Origin of the sequence: Streptomyces sp. NPDC007971, assembly GCF_042958635.1 — a bacterium.
In the GTDB taxonomy this organism is placed as follows: domain Bacteria; phylum Actinomycetota; class Actinomycetes; order Streptomycetales; family Streptomycetaceae; genus Streptomyces.
The window spans coordinates 443,118-459,360 of the sequence record NZ_JBIBJK010000003.1 but is presented as its reverse complement, the minus strand read 5'-3'; the positions used below and the strand labels follow the sequence as shown (position 1 = coordinate 459,360).

Here is a 16,243-nt window from a genome sequence, read left to right as displayed (position 1 = left end):
CTCTACGGTGGTCTCATGGCTCAGAGCGAGGAGACACCCACCATGACCACCCCCCACCGGCCCCTGCACTCCGGCTTCGGCGCCGCGTCCACCGCCGAGGACGTGATCGAGGGCATCGACCTGACCGGCAGGGTCGCGATCGTCACCGGCGGCTACTCGGGCATCGGCCTGGAGACGAGCCGCGTCCTGCGGGCCGCGGGCGCCGAGGTCGTCGTACCGGCCAGGGACCCGGAGCGGGCCCGCGGTGCTCTGAAGAAGATCGACGGCGTCCGGGTCGAGCCGATGGACCTGATGGACCCGGCGTCCGTCGACGCCTTCGCGCAGAGGTTCCTGGCCTCCGGGCGGCCGCTGCACATCCTGGTGAACAGCGCCGGGATCATGGCGACGCCCCTGACCCGGGACGCCCGCGGTCATGAGGCGCAGTTCGCCACGAACCACCTCGGCCACTTCCGGCTCGTGGAGCGGCTGTGGCCCGCCCTGGTCGCGGCCCACGGTGCGCGCGTGGTCGCGTTGTCCTCGCGGGGCATCCGCTTCTCCCCCGTCGTCTTCGACGACCTGCACTTCGAGCGCCGGGCCTACGAGCCCTTCCTCGCCTACGGCCAGTCGAAGACCGCCAACGCGCTCTTCGCCGTCGAACTGGACCGGCGCGGCCGGGCGGAGGGGGTACGGGCCTTCGCCGTGCATCCCGGCCAGATCATCGACACCGGTCTCTCCAAGCACCTCTCCGAGGAAGCCCTGCGGGCGGCCGGTGCCCTCGACGAGCAGGGCCGCCCGCTGCGCGACCCCGCCCGGCAGCAGAAGACCGTCGGGCAGGGAGCGGCCACCGGCGTGTGGTGCGCCACCAGTCCACAGCTCGACGGGCTCGGCGGCGTCTACTGCGAGAACTGCGACATCAGCCCGGTGGTGGCCGCCGAGGACGAGGCCGGGTGGCGGGCGGACCCGGGGCTTGCGGGCGTGCTGCCGTATGCCGTCGACCCCAAGGCGGCGGCCCGCCTCTGGGAGGTCAGCGAACGACTCACGGCGTGACCGGGGTCCGCGCACGGCTCACGGCCCGACCGAGATCAGCGCACGGCACACGGCCTGACCGACGGCGAACGGCTCACTGCCTGACCCACGGCGCACCGCCCGGCACCCACCCCGGAGGGGACCGGCGCGCTCAGCCCTTCACGATCGCGTCGATCCGCGCCAGCTCCTCGTCCTCGAAGTCCAGGTTACGGATGGCGCCGACGCTGTCCTCGATCTGCCGCGGGCTGCTGGCGCCGACGAGGGCGGAGGTGACCCGGCCGCCGCGCAGCACCCAGGCCAGGGCCAGCTGGGCCAGGGTCTGGCCGCGGGACGTGGCGATCTCGTCCAGGGCGCGCAGCCGGCCGACCAGGTCCGCGGTGACCGCGTCCGAGTTCAGGAAGGGGCTGTCGCTCGCGGCCCGGGAGTCCTCCGGGATGCCGTCGAGGTAGCGGCCGGTGAGCAGGCCCTGCTCCAGCGGGGAGTACACGATCGAGCCGGCCTGCAGTTCGTCCAGGGCATCGAGCAGGCCCTCGTCCTCGGGGCGCCGGTCGAGCATCGAGTAGCGCGGCTGGTGGATGAGGAGCGGGGTGCCCAGCTCACCGAGAATGCGGGCGGCCTCACGGGTCTGCTGCGCCGAGTAGTTGGAGACGCCGACGTAGAGCGCCTTGCCCTGCTGGACCGCGGTGTGCAGGGCGCCCATCGTCTCCTCCAGCGGAGTGTCCGGGTCGGGGCGGTGCGAGTAGAAGATGTCGACGTGGTCCAGGCCCATCCGCTTCAGGCTCTGGTCGAGCGAGGACAGCAGGTACTTGCGCGAGCCCCATTCGCCGTACGGGCCGGGCCACATCAGGTAGCCGGCCTTCGTCGAGATGACCAGCTCGTCGCGGTACGGCGCGAGGTCGGCCCTCAGGGCCTCGCCGAGCGCGGACTCGGCGGCGCCGGGCGGCGGGCCGTAGTTGTTGGCCAGGTCGAAGTGGGTGATGCCGAGGTCGAAGGCGCGGCGCAGGATGGCGCGCTGGGTCTCGACGGGCCGGTCGGGCCCGAAGTTGTGCCAGAGGCCGAGCGACAGTGCGGGGAGCTTGAGGCCGCTGCGTCCGGTGCGCCGGTAGGGCATGTCGGCGTAGCGGTCGGGGTGTGCGGTGTACAACGCGACTCCAGAGGGGTTGGCACACGATCTACCGGTGCCACTCTCGCGCGCGCCGCACGCAGCGGTCCAACAGGAGAATCCGATGGAATTGTGCGGCTAGGCTTCTCAATCATGGAACTGCGTCACCTTCAGCACTTCGTCGCGGTCGCCGAGGACCAGCACTTCACCCGGGCGGCCGAGCGCCTGATGGTGTCCCAGTCCGGCCTGTCGGCGTCGATCCGGGCCCTGGAGCGGGAGCTGCGGGCGCCGCTCTTCGTGCGCACGACCCGTCGGGTGACGCTCACCGAGGCGGGGCGCGCGCTGCTGGTGGAGGCCGAGCGGATCCTCGCGCAGGTGCGCTCGGCGCACGAGGCGGTGGCCGCGGTGCAGGGCGTGCTGCGCGGCACGCTGGCGCTCGGCACCGAGCAGTGCATCGCCGGGGTGCACGTGGCCCGTCTGCTGGCCGCGTTCCGGCGGTGCCATCCGGACGTGGAGATCCGGCTGCGCCAGGCGGGTTCGGGCGCCCTGGCCGAGGAGGTCGCGGCCGGGCGGCTGGACCTGGCCTTCGCCTACCGCACCCGGGAGGACAGCGACCAGCTGCGCTCGGTCCCGCTGACCAGCGAGCCGATGACCGTCCTGTGCCACCCGGGCCACCGGCTGGCGTCGGCGGACGCGGTGCTCTCGCCGCCGGACCTGGCCGGGGAGATCTTCGTGGACTTCCACCCGGACTGGGGTCCGCGCCGCGCCACCGACGCCGCCTTCGCCGCCGTCGGCGTCCGGCGCACGGTCTCCCTGGAGGTCAACGACGTCCACAGCCTGCTCGACCTCGTCGACGAGAACCTCGGTGTCGCCGTCGTACCCCGGCACTTCCGGCACAAGCGGCCCTCGCTCACGACGCTCCCGCTGAAGGGCACGGGCGAGGCGGAGTACGAGACCGTGGCCCTGCTGCCGCCGGAGCGGGCCACCAGCCCCGCCGCCCGCGCGCTGGTGACACTCCTCGAAACAGGGGGGTTGGCACCACCCCAGGACGGGCCTCAGGCCTCCTGATTCCGGCCCTCGTCCGCCGCAGACTCATGACCGTCAGTCACCGCGACGGCGATCAGGAGTACGGACGATGGCAGAGCACACACGGCGGACGGTACTGCGGGGCGCGGCCGGGCTCGCCGCGGCGGGCGCGCTCGCCGGCACGGCGGGACAGCAGGCCTCGGCCCTGCCGGCAGGAGCCGGGGCGGAACGTCGCTTTCCCTTTCTGGAGGGGGCGTTCGCTCCGGTGACCGAGGAGCTGACGGCCTTCGACCTGCCGGTCACCGGCCGCATCCCGCGCGAGCTGAACGGACGCTTCCTGCGCAACGGCCCCAACGTCCTCGGCCTGGAGGACCCCCGAGCACACCACTGGATGCTCGGGGACGGCATGGTGCACGGGGTACGGCTGCGCGACGGGAGGGCGGAGTGGTACCGCAACCGGTGGGTGCGGTCCTCCCAGGTGGCGAAGAAGCTCGGCGAACCCCGCCCGGGGCCGGTGCCGCCGGACGACTTCGCCTGCAACACGCACGTGATCCCCTACCGGGGGCGGATCCTCGCCCTGCAGGAGAGCGGTCCGCTGCCGTACGAACTGGACGGCGAGCTGAACACGGTGGGCACCCACGACTTCCGGGGCACTCTGGAGGGGGCGTTCACCGCCCACACCAAGTACGACGCGCACGCCGGGGAGCTCCATGCGATCGCCTACTACCCGGCCTGGGACCACGTCCGGCACCTGGTCGTGGACCCCGCCGGACGCGTGTGCCGCACGACCCGGATCCCGGTGGCGGACGCGCCGATGATGCACGACTTCGCGCTCACCGAGAAGCACGTCGTCGTCTTCGACCTCCCGGTCACCTTCGACCCGGCGGCCGCCGGACGCGGCGCGCCGGTGCCGTACGTCTGGAACCGCGAACACCCCACCCGGGTGGGAGTCATGCGGCGGACCGGCGGACCGGTGCGCTGGTTCGGCATCGACCCGGTCTTCTACTCGCACACCCTCAACGCCTACGACGAGGGCTCGTCCGTGGTCGTCGACCTGACGACCTATCCGGCGCCGTTCCAGGTAGCCGGGCCCGGCTCCGACGGCCCCTACGACGCAGGCACGGCGAAGCTCGAACGCTGGACGGTCGACCTGCGCCACGGGCACGTACGGCAGCGGGTCCTGGACGACCGGCCGCAGGAGTTCCCGCGGGTCAACGAGGCGTTGGTCTCCCGCCGCCACCGGTACGGCTACTCGGCCGCGGCCGCCGACATGGTGCTCGCGTACCTGACCCCCGCCGGCGGCAACCCGCCGGACCGGGCCTTCTCCGACGCGCTCTTCAAGCACGACCTGCTCCGCGGCACGACCGAGGTGCACCGGCTGCCCCGTCACGCGGCGGCAGGCGAGGCGGTGTTCGTACCGCGCGATCCGCACGGCGGGAAGGTGGCCGAGGGCGGCGGGAAGGCGGCCGAGGACGACGGATACACGCTCGCCTACGTCCACGACCCCGACCGGGGCGCCGCCGACCTCGTGATCCTTGCCGCACAGGACTTCGGCGGCGAGCCGGTGGCGCGGGTTCACCTGCCGGGGCGGGTGCCGCTCGGCTTCCACGGGAGCTGGGTCGCGGACGCATGAGATCCGGACTGCGGACGCACGGGAGCCGGATTGCGGACGCATGACCGCACACGATGCGCGATGGTGGACGCATGCATGCAAAGGACATCCTCATCGACGGCTACGGCCGCATCCAGGAAGAAGTCCATGCCGCCCTCGACGGCCTCGGACCGGACGGGCTGTACTTCCGCGCGGACCCCGACGCCAACTCCATCGCCTGGCTGGTCTGGCACCTCACCCGGGTGCAGGACGACCACATCGCCGACGCCTTCGACCTCGACCAGGTGTGGCTGTCCCAGGGCTGGGAGAAGCGCTTCGGCCTCGACCTGCCCCGCCACGACACCGGCTACGGACACACTCCCGCGAAGGTCGCCAAGGTCCGGCCCGAGTCCGCCGAGCTGCTGACCGGGTACTACGACGCCGTGCACGAGCAGACCCTCGGCGCCCTGCGCTCCCTCGCCGCCAAGGATCTCGAACGGACCGTGGACGAGCGCTGGGATCCCCCGGTCACGCTCGGCGTCCGCCTGGTGAGCGTCCTGTCCGACGACCTTCAGCACGTCGGACAGGCCGCCTACCTCAGGGGGCTGCTTCAGAGCGCGGCCGCGTAACCCGGCAGGACCACGTCCTCGATGAGGGCCTTGCGCTCGTCGAACGGGATGAACGCGCTCTTGACGGCGTTCACCGTGACCGTGCGCAGGTCCTCGACGGTCCAGCCCGCCTCCTCGACCAGCAGGGACATCTCCCGGGTCATCGTCGTCCCGGAGACCAGACGGTTGTCGGTGTTGAGGGTGACCCGGAAGCCCATGTCCTTCAGGGCGGTGATGGGGTGCTCGGCGATGGAGGTGGCGCAGCCCGTCTGGAGGTTGGACGTCGGGCACATCTCCAGGGCGATGCGGCGGTCGCGCACCCAGCCGGCCAGGCGGCCGAGCTTGCCGTCGACGATGTCCTCGGTCAGGCGCACGCCGTGGCCGATGCGCTGGGCGCCGCACACCTGCAGGGCCTGGTGGATGCTGGGCAGGCCGTGCGCCTCGCCGGCGTGGATGGTGAAGGGCACGCTCTCGCGGCGCAGGTGCTCGAAGGCGTCGAGGTGGTCGGCGGGCGGGAAGCCGTCCTCGGCACCGGCGATGTCGAAGCCGACGACACCGGCGTCGCGGTAGGCGACCGCCAGGTCGGCGGCCTCGCGGACCCGGTCGAACATGCGCATCCCGCACAGCAGGGTGCCGACCCGGAGGGGGGTGCCCGCGGCGGCGGCCTTGGCCATGCCGGCGGCGAGGCCCTCCTGGACGGTCTCCACGACCTCGTTCAGCGTGAGCCCGCCCCGGGTGTTCAGCTCGGGGGCGTAGCGCACCTCGGCGTAGACGACGCCGTCGGCGGCGAGGTCCAGGACGTACTCCTCGGCGACGCGCAGCAGGCCCTCGCGGTTCTGCATGACGGCGAGGGTGTGCTCGAAGGTGGCTATGTAGCGGACCAGGTCGCCGGAGTTGGCGGCCTCGTAGTACCAGGCGGCCAGCTCGTCGGGGTCGGTGGTGGGCAGGGTGTGGCCGACCGCGGCCGCGAGCTCGACGACCGTGGCGGGACGCAGACCGCCGTCCAGGTGGTCGTGCAGGACGGCCTTGGGCAGGCGGCGGATCACTTCGGCGTCTACGCGCGTAGCAGTCATGGCGGGGTCTTTCCTTGAGCAGGTGGTTCGAAGCGGCGGGAGAAGCGTGGAGCGGGAGGAAGCTCAGCCGGCGGGCTGGAGCAGGTCCCAGCGGTTGCCGTAGAGGTCCTGGAAGACGGCCACTGTGCCGTACGGCTCGTGGCGCGGCTCCTCCAGGAAGGTCACGCCGGCGGCCGTCATACGGGCGTGGTCGCGGGCGAAGTCGTCGGTGTGCAGGAAGAACCCGACCCGCCCGCCGGTCTGGTCCCCGATCCGGGTGCGCTGGTCCTCGCCCTTGGCGCGGGCGAGCAGCAGGCCGGTGCCCCGGGCCTCGGCGTCCGGCTCCACGACGACCCAGCGGGAGCCGTCCGGCCGGGACTCGTCCTCGGCCAGCCGGAATCCGAGGGCCTCGGTGTAGAAGCGGATGGCCTCGTCGTAGTCGTCCACGACGAGGGTGACCAGGGCAACGCGTCGCATCGGGGCCTTCCGGTGGGGGTGGTTAGCGGGTGAGGTTATACGTAAAACTTCGCGGACGCCAGTCACTTGTGGCATGGACGGGTCCGGCCGTGCCGCAAGCCCCGTTGATCAGGGCTTTTCGTCGCCCTGGGCGACCTCGACCCGGTGGTGGAAGTCGGCCATCCCGGTCACGGAGGCGACGCAGGAGACGGCGGTGCAGGCGAGCAGGAGAGCGGCGACGCGCCTGCCGGTGCGGTGCGCGCACCGGGGCGCCGCCAGAAGGGCCTGGACGCGCTGCGGGACGGGGCCCGTCGTCGCGGCGGCGGCGAAGTCGGGACGCTCGGCTCGCACGGCCTGGCCGGCGAGGGCGGCCCTGGCTATGGCGCGGGCGGTCAGGCGACGGTCGCCGACGCTCGCGGCCGCGGCCTCGTCGGCGGCGCGCTCGGCGGCGAGGCGGATGGTCTCGCGGACCGGACGCAGGGCGGGGTGGCAGTGTGCCGCGAGTTCGGCCGCGGCGAGGAAGTAGTGGTGACCGCCCTCGTTGTGCGCCCGCTCGTGCGCGAACAGCGCCTCGCGCTCCGGGCCGTCGAGGCTGCGCAGCATCGCGGTGGTGACGACGATGCGGTGCGGGCGGCCCGGCAATGCGTACGCGTCGGGGCGCGGCGAGTCCACGACACACAGGTCGCCCGCTGCGGGTCCGCGCCCGGCTTCGGTGCGGGCGACCCGGAACGCGCGGGTCTGACGCAGGACCGAGCGGACGAGGGTCCAGCCGCACACGGCGAGGGCGCCGACGGAGGTCGCGGCGGCCGGGAGGACGACGAGGTCGGAGGCGGTGTGCAGGGGGTGGATCAGTTCACCGAGGGCGGCGAACACGGGCACCTTGAGCAGGCCGGTCAGGACGAACGAGCCGAGCGCGGCCAGGGAGCAGCCCGCGAGGACGACCGCACTGACGGTGATCGCCCACAGCGCTGCGGCCGGGACGAGCCGGTCCAGGGCGCGCCGGGCCAGTGCCGGGAGGGCGAACGGCAGCAGCAGCGGCAGCAGGAGCAGTGCGGTCATCACTCGTCGGATTCGAGGAGGTCTCGCAGGATGCGCTCGTCGTCCGGGCTGAGCTGGGCGACGAAGCGGGCGAGGACGGTTTCGCGGTCGCTGTCCCGGTCGAGTTCGCTGTGCATCCGGCGGGCGGTGAGGCCCTGGGCGTCCTGGAGCGGGAAGTAGGCGTAGCCGCGGCCCTGGCGCTGCCGCTCGACCATGCCCTTGTCGTGCAGGCGGGTGAGGATCGTCGTCACCGTGGTGCGTGCGAGGTCCGCGCCGAGGCTCTGCTGGACCTGGCCGGCCGTCCGGGGCGCCGCGGCGGCCCAGAGGGCGGCCATGACGCTCGCTTCGAGTTCACCGGCCGGCCGGCGTTCGTCCTTGGCCTCGGTCATGGGAAGGTTCCTCACCCCGTCTTCGTGGCAGTCCTGCAGACTGCCTACACGATTGTAGTCAGCCGGGCGCCGGGCGGGGCGCGGGCCCCGCCCCGCGAGCCGTCAGCCGGTCGTGGTGTGCAGCGCGTCCAGTCGGGACAGTTCCTCCCGGGTCAGCCGCAGGGCGCCGGCGGCGACGTTCTCGGCCAGGTGGTCCGGGTTGCCGGTGCCGGGGATGGAGAGGACGTGCGGGCCCTGGTGGAGGGTCCAGGCGATACGGATCTGTGCGGGGCTCACGCCGTGCGCGCGGGCGATGGCGAGCACCTCGTCGTCATGGGTGTCGGCCGCGGCCTGTGGCCCGGCCTCGCCGGCGACGGCGTAGAAGGGCGTGAACGCGATGCCGCGTTCACCGCAGATGCGCAGCATCTCGTCGTCGACGGCATCGGCGCGGTCGAGTGCGAACCGATTCTGCACACACACGACCGGGGCGATGTCCAGCGCCTCGGCGAGGTGGCGCGGCTGGACGCCGGAGACGCCGAGATGCCGGATCAGCCCCGCCTCCCGCAGCTCGGCGAGGGCCCCGAAGTGCTCGGCGATGGAGTCCTGGTTCTGCCGCCGGAAGTTGACGACGTCCAGGTGGTCCCGGCCGAGCTGGCGCAGATTCTCCTCGACGTGGCCCCGCAGCTGGTCGGGGCGGGCCGAGGAGCCCCACTCGCCGTAGTAGTCGCGGAAGGGGCCGACCTTGGTGACGATGACCAGGTCGTCGGCGTACGGCGCGAGGGCGGTGTTGATGAGTTCGTTGGCGGAACGCAGGGAGGAGAAGTAGAAGGCGGCCGTGTCGATGTGGTTCACACCGAGTTCCATGGCCCGGCGCAGGACGGCGATCGAGCGTGCACGGTCGCTGGCGGTGCCCAGATGGAAGGCGGCGCTGCCCGTCAGCCGCATGGCACCGAAGCCGATGCGGCGGACGGGCAGGTCGCCCAGCCTGAAGGTGCCGGAGGCGTGCGCGGTGATCGTTTCAGCGGTCATCGGCGGAGTCTCGCACGCCTGCCCCGGAACCGTCTCCTCAGCCGAGCGGCTTGGCCAGCACGGCCTTGCGGTGGCTGAACGTCTCGATCGAGTAGCGCCCGTGGTAGCTGCCCGTGCCGCTCTCCCCCACGCCGCCGAAGGGCAGGTCGGAGACGGTGAGGTGGGCGAGTGGGAGGCCGTGGCCGAGGCCGCCGGAGGAGGTCTCGGCGGCGAAGCGCCCGCGGATCTGCTCGGACTCGCTGAAGACGTACAGCGCAAGCGGCTTGTCGCGGTCGTTGATGAAGCCGATCGCCTCGTCCGCACCGGGCACGGTGACGATGGGCAGGACGGGGCCGAAGATCTCCTCCTGCATCACGGGCGAGGCCGGGTCGACGTCCGCGAGCACGGTCGGCGCGATGTACCTGGACCCGCGTTCGCTGCCGCCGCCGACCGCCACCCGGCCCGAGCCGAGCAGAGCAAGGAGCCGGTCGAAGTGACGCTCGTTGACGATCCGGCCGTACTCGGGCGAGGTCGCCGGGTCGGGGCCGAAGAGGGCTTCGACGGCGCGGACCAGCGCGGACTCCAGGGCGGCGGCGGTCTCCGGGTCGGTGAGGACGTAGTCGGGTGCGACACAGGTCTGGCCCGCGTTGAGGAACTTGCCGCGCGCCAGCCGGTCGGCGACCACGTCGAGGTCGGTGCCCCGGTCGACGAACACCGGGGACTTGCCGCCCAGTTCGAGGGCGACCGGGGTGAGGTGCTCGGCCGCGGCGCGCATCACGATGCGGCCGACGGTGCCGTTGCCGGTGTAGAAGATGTGGTCGAAGCGCTCGGCGAGCAGGGCCGTGGTCTCCGGGACGCCGCCCTCGACGACGGCGACCGCGTCGGTGTCCAGGTAGGCGGGGATGAGCCGGGCCAGGGCGGCCGAGGTGGCCGGGGCCAGTTCGCTCGGCTTGGCCACGACCGCGTTGCCCGAGGCCAGCGCGCCGACCATGGGAGCGAGCAGGAGCTGGGCGGGATAGTTCCAGGGGGCGATGACGAGGACGACGCCCAGGGGGTCGTACTGCGTCCAGGCCGTGGCGTCGCTGCCGAGGTGCGCCGGGACGGGCGCGGGCTCCGGGCGCAGCCACTCGTGCAGGTGGTCGAGGGTGTGGTCGATCTCCCGGACGGTGAAGTCGATCTCCGTGCGGTAGGCCTCGGTGCTGCTCTTGCCCAGGTCGGCGTGGAGGGCGGCGGCGAGGTCGGCGCCCTTCTCCGTGAGCATGGCGCGCAGGCGCCGCAGCTGGCCGGTGCGCCACTCGACCGGCTTGGTGCGGCCGGTGCGGAAGGTGGCGCGCAGCCGGGCGACGACGTCGGCGGGCTGCTCGGGGGTGGGGTGGGTCACGGGTGCCTCGCTGGTGGGGCACGGGCGGGTCGGCCCGGGCGTAGGTTCTCGAACAGTCAGATGTAAATGCCAACCTTCCACGTGCCCTCATGCATTCCGCCGGCGCGCGCCGGTGACGAGGGTCACGTCGCCCGGTGTTCGAGTTCCCGTCGGCGCCGGTCCAGCCAGGCCCGCTCGGCCGCGCTCTCGGCGTGTTCGGCGGCCTTGCCGTACTCCCCCGTCGCCTCCTCGAACCGGCCCAGGCGGCGCAGCAGGTCGGCGCGTACGGCGTGCAGGACGTGGTAGCGGGTCAGGTCGAGGGCGTCCACCAGGCCCAGTGCCTTCGCGGGACCTTCGACCTCCGCGACGGCGACCGCCCGGTTGAGCGCGACGACCGGCGTCGGGGCGAGAGCCATCAGCTGGTCGTACAGGCGCAGGATCTGCCCCCAGTCGGTGGCGGCAGCGGTCGGTGCGTCGCTGTGCACGGCGTTGATCGCGGCCTGGATCTGGTACGGCCCCGGCCGGCCGCGGCGCAGGAGGCGGCGGACCAGGTCCTGGCCCTCGGCGATCAGCTCGCGGTCCCACCGGGCGCGGTTCTGCTCGGGCAGCGGCACCAGGGTGCCCCCGACGTCCAGCCGGGCCGGCCGGCGGGCCTCGATCAGCAGCATCAGGGCGAGCAGGCCGACGGCCTCGGGTTCGTCCGGCATCAGCTCGGCCAGCAGCCGGCCGAGCCGTACCGCCTCCGTGCACAGGGCGGGATCGCCGGTGTAGCCCTCGTTGAAGATCAGGTAGATCACGGCGAGGACACCGCCGAGCCGGTCGGGCAGGTCCGCGTCGCGGGGTACGCGGTACGGGATGCCCGCGTCGCGGATCTTGGCCTTGGCCCGTACCAGGCGCTGGGCGAGGGTGGGCTCGGGGACCAGGAAGGCGCGGGCGATCCGGGCGGTGCTCAGACCGCCGAGCAGACGCAGGGTGAGGGCGACCCGGGACTGCGGGGCGAGCGCCGGGTGACAGCAGGTGAAGATCAGGCGGAGCCGGTCGTCGCGCACGGGGCCCTCCTCGGGCGGTGCGTCGGGCGCATGCAGCAGGGCGGCCTCGGCGTGTCGGGCGTCACGGGTGGACTCGCGGCGCAGCCGGTCGACGGCCCGGTTGCGCGCAGTGGTGATGATCCAGCCGGCCGGGCTCGGCGGCACGCCGGCCTCCGGCCAGGTGCGTACGGCGGTGGCGAAGGCGTCCTGCACCGCTTCCTCGGCGAGGTCGATGTCGCCGAGGAAGCGGGTGAGGACGGAGACCGCGCGCCCGTACTCGGCGCGGAAGACGGCCTCGGTGTCCGGGGCATCGGCCATCAGTGCTGGTCCACGAAGGGCCGAACCTCGATGGGCAGGGTGGTCGCCAGGGCCGCCTTGCGGCCCCACTCCAGGGCCTCGTCCAGGTCGGCGGCCCGGATCAGGCAGAGTCCGCCCAGGTACTCCTTGCCCTCGGCGAAGGGCCCGTCGGTGACGAGGACGTCGCCCTTGTCGGGGCGGAGCACGGTGGCGGTCTCCGGGCCGTGCAGTCCGCCGGCGAAGACCCAGGCGCCGGCCGCGCGCAGTTCGTCGTTGAAGGCCTCGACGTCGCGCATGATCGCGGCGAGCGCGTCGGGGGCGGGCGGCTGTCCGTCGGCCGGCTGGACCACGCTGAGCAGGTAGTGCTTCATGACGTTCTCCTCGGTGTCTGCCCGGTGTCCTGCCGGGCGTCTTCCCCGGGTCCGGGGTGCCTGTCACCTCCTACACGAACGGCGGGGGGCGGAATCGACACCGCGCGCCGCGCTTCCGGAAGAAATATCCGGCGGCGGACTTCGCAAGAATCGCCGGCATGACCGACACCGCACATCCGCTTGTCGCCCGTGCCCGGCGGCTCGCCGACGAACTGCTCCTCCCGCAGGCCGGTCGGGTGGACCAGGAGGGCGTCCCCGCGAGCCATGTCGAGGCGGTGAAGCGGTCCGGGCTGCTGGGCGTGGTCGCCCCCGTCGCGTACGGCGGCTCCGGTGCGCCGCCCGCCGTGCTGCGGGAGACCGCGGAGATCCTGGCAGGGGCCTGCTGCTCGACATGGTTCGTGCAGACGCAGCACCACACGCCGGTGCAGACGCTGGCCCAGAGTGAACTGCCCGTGCGGGAGCGGCTGCTGGGGCCGCTGTCGCGCGGGGAACTGCTGTCCGGGGTGGCGTACGCGCACCTGCGCTCGTACCCGCGCGTGCCGGTGCGGGTCCGGCGGGAGGGCGACGGATGGCGCTTCGACGGGACCGTCCCCTGGTACACCGGGTGGGGCCTGAACGACGTGATGCTGCTGGCCGGGGTGACCGACGCGGGCGAGGTGCTGTTCGCCTTCACCGAGGCACGGGACCAGCCGGGGCTGCGGGCCTCGCCGCCGATGCGCCTCACGGCGCTCACGGCCTCCCGTACGGTCTCGCTGGAGCTGGACGGCCTGCGGGTGCCCGAGGAGGCGGTGGCCCGGCGGCTGCCGTACGAGCAGTGGGCACCCGGCGACCGGGCCAGGACGCTGAACGTCGGCCCGGCGGTCTTCGGCATCGCTCAGGCGGCTCTGTCCCTGCTCGACGAGGAGTTCGCCGACCCGCTGCGTGCCCGCCTCCGCGACGTGCGCCGCCGGGCCTACGCACTGGCCGACACGCCGCAGTCGCCGGCGCGGACCGAGGAGCGGCTGGCCGTACGGGCGCAGGCGTACGAGGTGCTCGGTCAGGCGACCACCGCCGCGGTGGTGGCCGGCGGCGGCCGCGCGATGACCCTGACCGGCCGCGCCCAACGGCTCGCCCGCGAGGGACTCTTCCTGTTGGTCCAGGGACAGACGGCCCAGACGCGGCGGGCGCATCTGCGGGCGCTGGCCGGGCAGCCGGCACCCCGCACGTGAACGATGCCGGGGCTCGGCCGGCGAACGGAACCGGGCTCACTCGGCGAACGGAACCTGAGACTGGTGAACAGCACCCGGGCTCAGCCGGTGAACGGCACCTGCCATCACTCGGTGAGCGGCGTGGCTCAGTCAGTGAGCGGCGCCTGAGATCGGCCGGCGGACGGCACCTGGGCAGGGGGCGCGGCCGTTCGGCCGACCGGGTGCCACCACGGGCCCTGCGCGGCCGGCCGGGACAGTACGCCCTCACCGAACCGGTACGTCGCCTGCCCCAACCCCTCCTGGCCGAGGCCGTGCGCCCGGGCCCGGCTCGGGCGGACGACGCCGGCAGGGGGCACGGCCCACGGCAGCCTCGGTCGCCCTCGACGTGCGCGGCCGCTCGGCGCGGTCAGCCCTCTTCCGGGACCGGCACCACGACCAGGAAGGCGTCCGCCTTCAGGTCCATGACCACGGTCGCGGGTTCCCCCTCGGCGCGGCGCGCGGCCGCGTACTCCTCCGCGGGCCACGACCCGCGCGGCGCCCCGGCGGGGAACCGCTCCAACACCTTCGCGCTCATGACAGCAGACACCTCCTGCGTCGAGGGCCGAGCGGACCGCGGGCGGCCCGTACGTCCCGTCTGCCCCGGACTCGTGCACTCATGTCCAACCGGTTCGCCCAGGCCCGGAACGGCGGGGCGGGCGCGCCACAGGCCGCCCCGCCGTTCCGGGCAGGGCTCGCCTGCGGCCACGCGTGGAGCGGCCTCGTCGGCAGGGGTTCCGAAGCGGCCGGCACGGGCCGCCGGGGTACCGGAGCAGCCGGCACGGGCCCGGGTGCCGGGGCGATCGCCGTGGGTCGCCGCGGTGCCGGAGCGGCCGACATCGGCAGCCGGAGTGCCGGAGCGACCGCCGTGGGCCGCCGGGGTGCCGGAGCGGCCGGCATCGGCAGCCGGGGTGGTGGAGCGACCGCCGTGGGCCGCCGGGGTGCGGAGCGGCCGGCATCGGCAGCAGGGGTGGTGGAGCGACCGACGGTGGCTGCCGCATCCGGACGGGGCGTTCGTGTGGAAGAGATCCACAAGGGGAACACGGCACGTGCTCCCCTCCGGCGACACGAAGGAACCGATCCGATGCGCGACGACGACACCACGGGCGGCCCGCTCTGCCTGGTGACGGGCGGCACGGGGTACATCGGCGGCAGGCTCGTCCCCGAGCTTCTCGACGCGGGACACCGGGTGCGCTGCCTCGCCCGCTCCCCGGGCAAGCTGCGCGACCACCCCTGGGCGCGCCACGTGGAGGTGGTGCGCGGGGATGTCACCGACCCGGACTCGGTCGCCGAGGCCCTGCGCGACGTCGAGGTGGCCTATTACCTGGTGCACGCGCTGGGCACGGGCGACGACTTCGAGGAGACGGACCGCAGGGCGGCCCGGATCTTCGGCGCGCGGGCCCGCGCGGCCGGCGTACGCCGCATCGTCTACCTGGGCGGACTCACTCCCGACGGGGTGCCCGAGCGGGAACTGTCCCCGCATCTGCGGTCCCGCGCGGAGGTCGGCCGCATCCTGCGGGACTCGGGCGTGCCCACCACCGTGCTCCGGGCAGCGGTGATCATCGGATCCGGCTCGGCCTCCTTCGAGATGCTGCGCTATCTCACGGAGCGGCTGCCCGTGATGGTCACCCCGAGCTGGGTCCACACCCGCATCCAGCCCATCGCCGTACGGGACGTGCTGCGGATCCTGGTCGGCAGCGCGGACATGCCGGCGGACGTGAGCCGCGCCTTCGACATCGGGGGGCCTGACGTCCTGACGTACCGGGAGATGATGGTCCGGTACGCGGCGGTGGCGGGTCTGCCCCGCCGGTTGATCCTGTCCGTGCCGGTTCTCACCCCCGGACTGTCCAGCCACTGGGTGGGCCTGGTGACGCCCGTGCCCGCGTCCATCGCCCGGCCGCTGACGGAGTCGCTGCGCCACGAGGTGGTCTGCCACGAGCACGGCATCGAGGCGTATGTGCCGAGCACGCCCGGACACCCCCTGTCGTTCGACGAAGCGGTACGGCTCGCCCTCCAGCGCGTCCGGGAGGCCCAGGTCGCCACCCGCTGGTCGTCGGCTGCGGTGCCGGGCGCACCCAGCGACCCGCTGCCCACCGACCCGGACTGGGCGGGCGGCAGCCTGTACACGGACGTGCGGGAGACCGAGGTCGACGCCCCGCCCGAGACGCTGTGGCGGGTCATCGAGGGCATCGGAGGCGAGCGGGGCTGGTACTCCTTCCCGCTCGCCTGGGCGGTGCGTGGGCAGCTGGACCGGCTGGCGGGCGGGGTCGGGCTGCGCCGTGGCCGCCGGGACGCCGACCGGCTCCGGGTCGGCGACAGCCTGGACTTCTGGCGGGTGGAGGAGGTCGAGCCGGGCCGTCTGCTGCGGCTGCGGGCCGAGATGCGGCTTCCCGGGCTCGCCTGGCTGGAGATGTGTGCGGAGCGGGACGGTGCCGGGCGCAGCCGGTACCGGCAGCGTGCGCTGTTCCATCCGCGCGGACTGCTCGGACAGGCCTACTGGTGGGGCGTCTCCCCGTTCCATGCGGTGGTGTTCGGCGGGATGGCGCGCAACATCGCCGACGCGGCCGCGGGGGCCGCGCTCACCCAGGAGAGGGAACGCGCACCCTCACGCTGAAGTCCCGCATCCGCCACGCCCCGTGGGCCGGAAGCAGCACACCGTCCGCCCCACAGCACACAGTGCGCCCCGCAGCACACCGACCGACCCGCAGCA

General features: G+C 73.5%; 16 protein-coding genes. 6 read left to right on the top strand and 10 right to left on the bottom strand.

Annotation, left to right across the window (positions count from 1 at the left end; translation table 11 throughout):
* The first annotated feature begins 15 nt into the window (after positions 1 to 15).
* Complete coding sequence (locus ACFZCP_RS08835; protein ID WP_391425377.1) at positions 16 to 1,026, top strand: oxidoreductase; 1,011 nt, start codon at positions 16 to 18, stop codon at positions 1,024 to 1,026.
* Positions 1,027 to 1,156: 130 nt separating this feature from the next.
* On the opposite strand, the gene mgrA is transcribed toward ACFZCP_RS08835, so the two are convergent.
* The gene (gene mgrA / locus ACFZCP_RS08830) at positions 1,157 to 2,149 is read right to left on the bottom strand and encodes an L-glyceraldehyde 3-phosphate reductase (RefSeq protein WP_391425375.1); all 993 of its coding nucleotides are present in this window, start codon (positions 2,147 to 2,149) and stop codon (positions 1,157 to 1,159) included.
* Positions 2,150 to 2,260: 111 nt separating this feature from the next.
* Between mgrA and ACFZCP_RS08825 the strand changes: the two genes are divergently transcribed.
* The 3 genes from ACFZCP_RS08825 to ACFZCP_RS08815 all read left to right on the top strand — a co-directional run bounded on the left by ACFZCP_RS08825 (position 2,261) and on the right by ACFZCP_RS08815 (position 5,353).
* Entirely contained in the window at positions 2,261 to 3,175 is a 915-nt protein-coding gene (locus ACFZCP_RS08825; protein WP_391425374.1) for a LysR substrate-binding domain-containing protein, read from the top strand.
* Positions 3,176 to 3,242: 67 nt separating this feature from the next.
* Positions 3,243 to 4,766, top strand: a complete 1,524-nt coding sequence (locus ACFZCP_RS08820) for a carotenoid oxygenase family protein (RefSeq protein ID WP_391425372.1) — start codon at positions 3,243 to 3,245, stop codon at positions 4,764 to 4,766.
* Between the two features lie 71 nt (positions 4,767 to 4,837).
* Positions 4,838 to 5,353, top strand: coding sequence for a DUF664 domain-containing protein (locus ACFZCP_RS08815; protein WP_362695715.1), 516 nt, complete (start codon positions 4,838 to 4,840; stop codon positions 5,351 to 5,353).
* Here ACFZCP_RS08815 and ACFZCP_RS08810 read toward each other — a convergent pair.
* The 8 genes from ACFZCP_RS08810 to ACFZCP_RS08775 form a co-directional block, all read right to left on the bottom strand.
* The gene (locus ACFZCP_RS08810; RefSeq protein WP_391425370.1) at positions 5,335 to 6,405 is read right to left on the bottom strand and encodes an adenosine deaminase; all 1,071 of its coding nucleotides are present in this window, start codon (positions 6,403 to 6,405) and stop codon (positions 5,335 to 5,337) included. The genes ACFZCP_RS08815 and ACFZCP_RS08810 overlap by 19 nt on opposite strands.
* Before the next feature lie 63 nt (positions 6,406 to 6,468).
* Positions 6,469 to 6,861, bottom strand: coding sequence for a VOC family protein (locus ACFZCP_RS08805; RefSeq protein WP_362695711.1), 393 nt, complete (start codon positions 6,859 to 6,861; stop codon positions 6,469 to 6,471).
* 108 nt (positions 6,862 to 6,969) lie between these two features.
* On the bottom strand, positions 6,970 to 7,899 hold the full coding sequence (locus ACFZCP_RS08800; protein ID WP_362695709.1) for a M48 family metalloprotease: 930 nt from the start codon (positions 7,897 to 7,899) through the stop codon (positions 6,970 to 6,972).
* Positions 7,899 to 8,267, bottom strand: a complete 369-nt coding sequence (locus ACFZCP_RS08795) for a BlaI/MecI/CopY family transcriptional regulator (protein ID WP_391425368.1) — start codon at positions 8,265 to 8,267, stop codon at positions 7,899 to 7,901. Before ACFZCP_RS08795 ends, ACFZCP_RS08800 begins: the two co-directional genes overlap by 1 nt.
* A 102-nt stretch (positions 8,268 to 8,369) precedes the next feature.
* Positions 8,370 to 9,275, bottom strand: a complete 906-nt coding sequence (locus ACFZCP_RS08790) for an aldo/keto reductase (RefSeq protein ID WP_391425366.1) — start codon at positions 9,273 to 9,275, stop codon at positions 8,370 to 8,372.
* Positions 9,276 to 9,312: 37 nt separating this feature from the next.
* Positions 9,313 to 10,635, bottom strand: a complete 1,323-nt coding sequence (locus ACFZCP_RS08785; protein WP_391425363.1) for an aldehyde dehydrogenase family protein — start codon at positions 10,633 to 10,635, stop codon at positions 9,313 to 9,315.
* Positions 10,636 to 10,757: 122 nt separating this feature from the next.
* On the bottom strand, positions 10,758 to 11,960 hold the full coding sequence (locus ACFZCP_RS08780; RefSeq protein WP_391425361.1) for a sigma-70 family RNA polymerase sigma factor: 1,203 nt from the start codon (positions 11,958 to 11,960) through the stop codon (positions 10,758 to 10,760).
* The gene (locus ACFZCP_RS08775; protein WP_391425359.1) at positions 11,960 to 12,310 is read right to left on the bottom strand and encodes a YciI family protein; all 351 of its coding nucleotides are present in this window, start codon (positions 12,308 to 12,310) and stop codon (positions 11,960 to 11,962) included. The genes ACFZCP_RS08780 and ACFZCP_RS08775 overlap by 1 nt, the downstream gene beginning before the upstream one ends.
* A 158-nt stretch (positions 12,311 to 12,468) precedes the next feature.
* On the opposite strand from ACFZCP_RS08775, the gene ACFZCP_RS08770 reads away from it, so the two are divergent.
* Positions 12,469 to 13,518 carry an acyl-CoA dehydrogenase family protein gene (locus tag ACFZCP_RS08770; protein ID WP_391425358.1) on the top strand — a complete coding sequence of 350 codons (1,050 nt, stop codon included), beginning with the start codon at positions 12,469 to 12,471 and terminating at the stop codon, positions 13,516 to 13,518.
* Between the two features lie 385 nt (positions 13,519 to 13,903).
* Here the strand turns inward: ACFZCP_RS08770 and ACFZCP_RS08765 are convergent, their stop codons facing one another.
* Positions 13,904 to 14,071: a hypothetical protein gene (locus ACFZCP_RS08765; protein ID WP_391425357.1), complete on the bottom strand. Its 168-nt coding sequence runs from the start codon at positions 14,069 to 14,071 to the stop codon at positions 13,904 to 13,906.
* 546 nt (positions 14,072 to 14,617) lie between these two features.
* Here ACFZCP_RS08765 and ACFZCP_RS08760 point away from each other — a divergent pair.
* Complete coding sequence (locus tag ACFZCP_RS08760; protein ID WP_391425356.1) at positions 14,618 to 16,147, top strand: DUF2867 domain-containing protein; 1,530 nt, start codon at positions 14,618 to 14,620, stop codon at positions 16,145 to 16,147.
* The last annotated feature ends 96 nt before the right edge of the window (positions 16,148 to 16,243 follow it).

Excerpts from the sequence above, each read along its gene's own strand:
- ACFZCP_RS08760 (WP_391425356.1), top strand. The coding sequence starts at position 14,618 with ATGCGCGACGACGACACCACGGGCGGCCCGCTCTGCCTGGTGACGGGC.
- ACFZCP_RS08825 (WP_391425374.1), top strand. The coding sequence starts at position 2,261 with ATGGAACTGCGTCACCTTCAGCACTTCGTCGCGGTCGCCGAGGACCAG.
- ACFZCP_RS08800 (WP_362695709.1), bottom strand. The coding sequence starts at position 7,899 with ATGACCGCACTGCTCCTGCTGCCGCTGCTGCTGCCGTTCGCCCTCCCG.
- ACFZCP_RS08810 (WP_391425370.1), bottom strand. The coding sequence starts at position 6,405 with ATGACTGCTACGCGCGTAGACGCCGAAGTGATCCGCCGCCTGCCCAAG.
- ACFZCP_RS08820 (WP_391425372.1), top strand. The coding sequence starts at position 3,243 with ATGGCAGAGCACACACGGCGGACGGTACTGCGGGGCGCGGCCGGGCTC.
- ACFZCP_RS08775 (WP_391425359.1), bottom strand. The coding sequence starts at position 12,310 with ATGAAGCACTACCTGCTCAGCGTGGTCCAGCCGGCCGACGGACAGCCG.
- ACFZCP_RS08765 (WP_391425357.1), bottom strand. The coding sequence starts at position 14,071 with ATGAGCGCGAAGGTGTTGGAGCGGTTCCCCGCCGGGGCGCCGCGCGGG.
- ACFZCP_RS08835 (WP_391425377.1), top strand. The coding sequence starts at position 16 with ATGGCTCAGAGCGAGGAGACACCCACCATGACCACCCCCCACCGGCCC.
- ACFZCP_RS08815 (WP_362695715.1), top strand. The coding sequence starts at position 4,838 with ATGCATGCAAAGGACATCCTCATCGACGGCTACGGCCGCATCCAGGAA.
- ACFZCP_RS08805 (WP_362695711.1), bottom strand. The coding sequence starts at position 6,861 with ATGCGACGCGTTGCCCTGGTCACCCTCGTCGTGGACGACTACGACGAG.
- ACFZCP_RS08795 (WP_391425368.1), bottom strand. The coding sequence starts at position 8,267 with ATGACCGAGGCCAAGGACGAACGCCGGCCGGCCGGTGAACTCGAAGCG.
- ACFZCP_RS08770 (WP_391425358.1), top strand. The coding sequence starts at position 12,469 with ATGACCGACACCGCACATCCGCTTGTCGCCCGTGCCCGGCGGCTCGCC.
- ACFZCP_RS08790 (WP_391425366.1), bottom strand. The coding sequence starts at position 9,275 with ATGACCGCTGAAACGATCACCGCGCACGCCTCCGGCACCTTCAGGCTG.
- ACFZCP_RS08780 (WP_391425361.1), bottom strand. The coding sequence starts at position 11,960 with ATGGCCGATGCCCCGGACACCGAGGCCGTCTTCCGCGCCGAGTACGGG.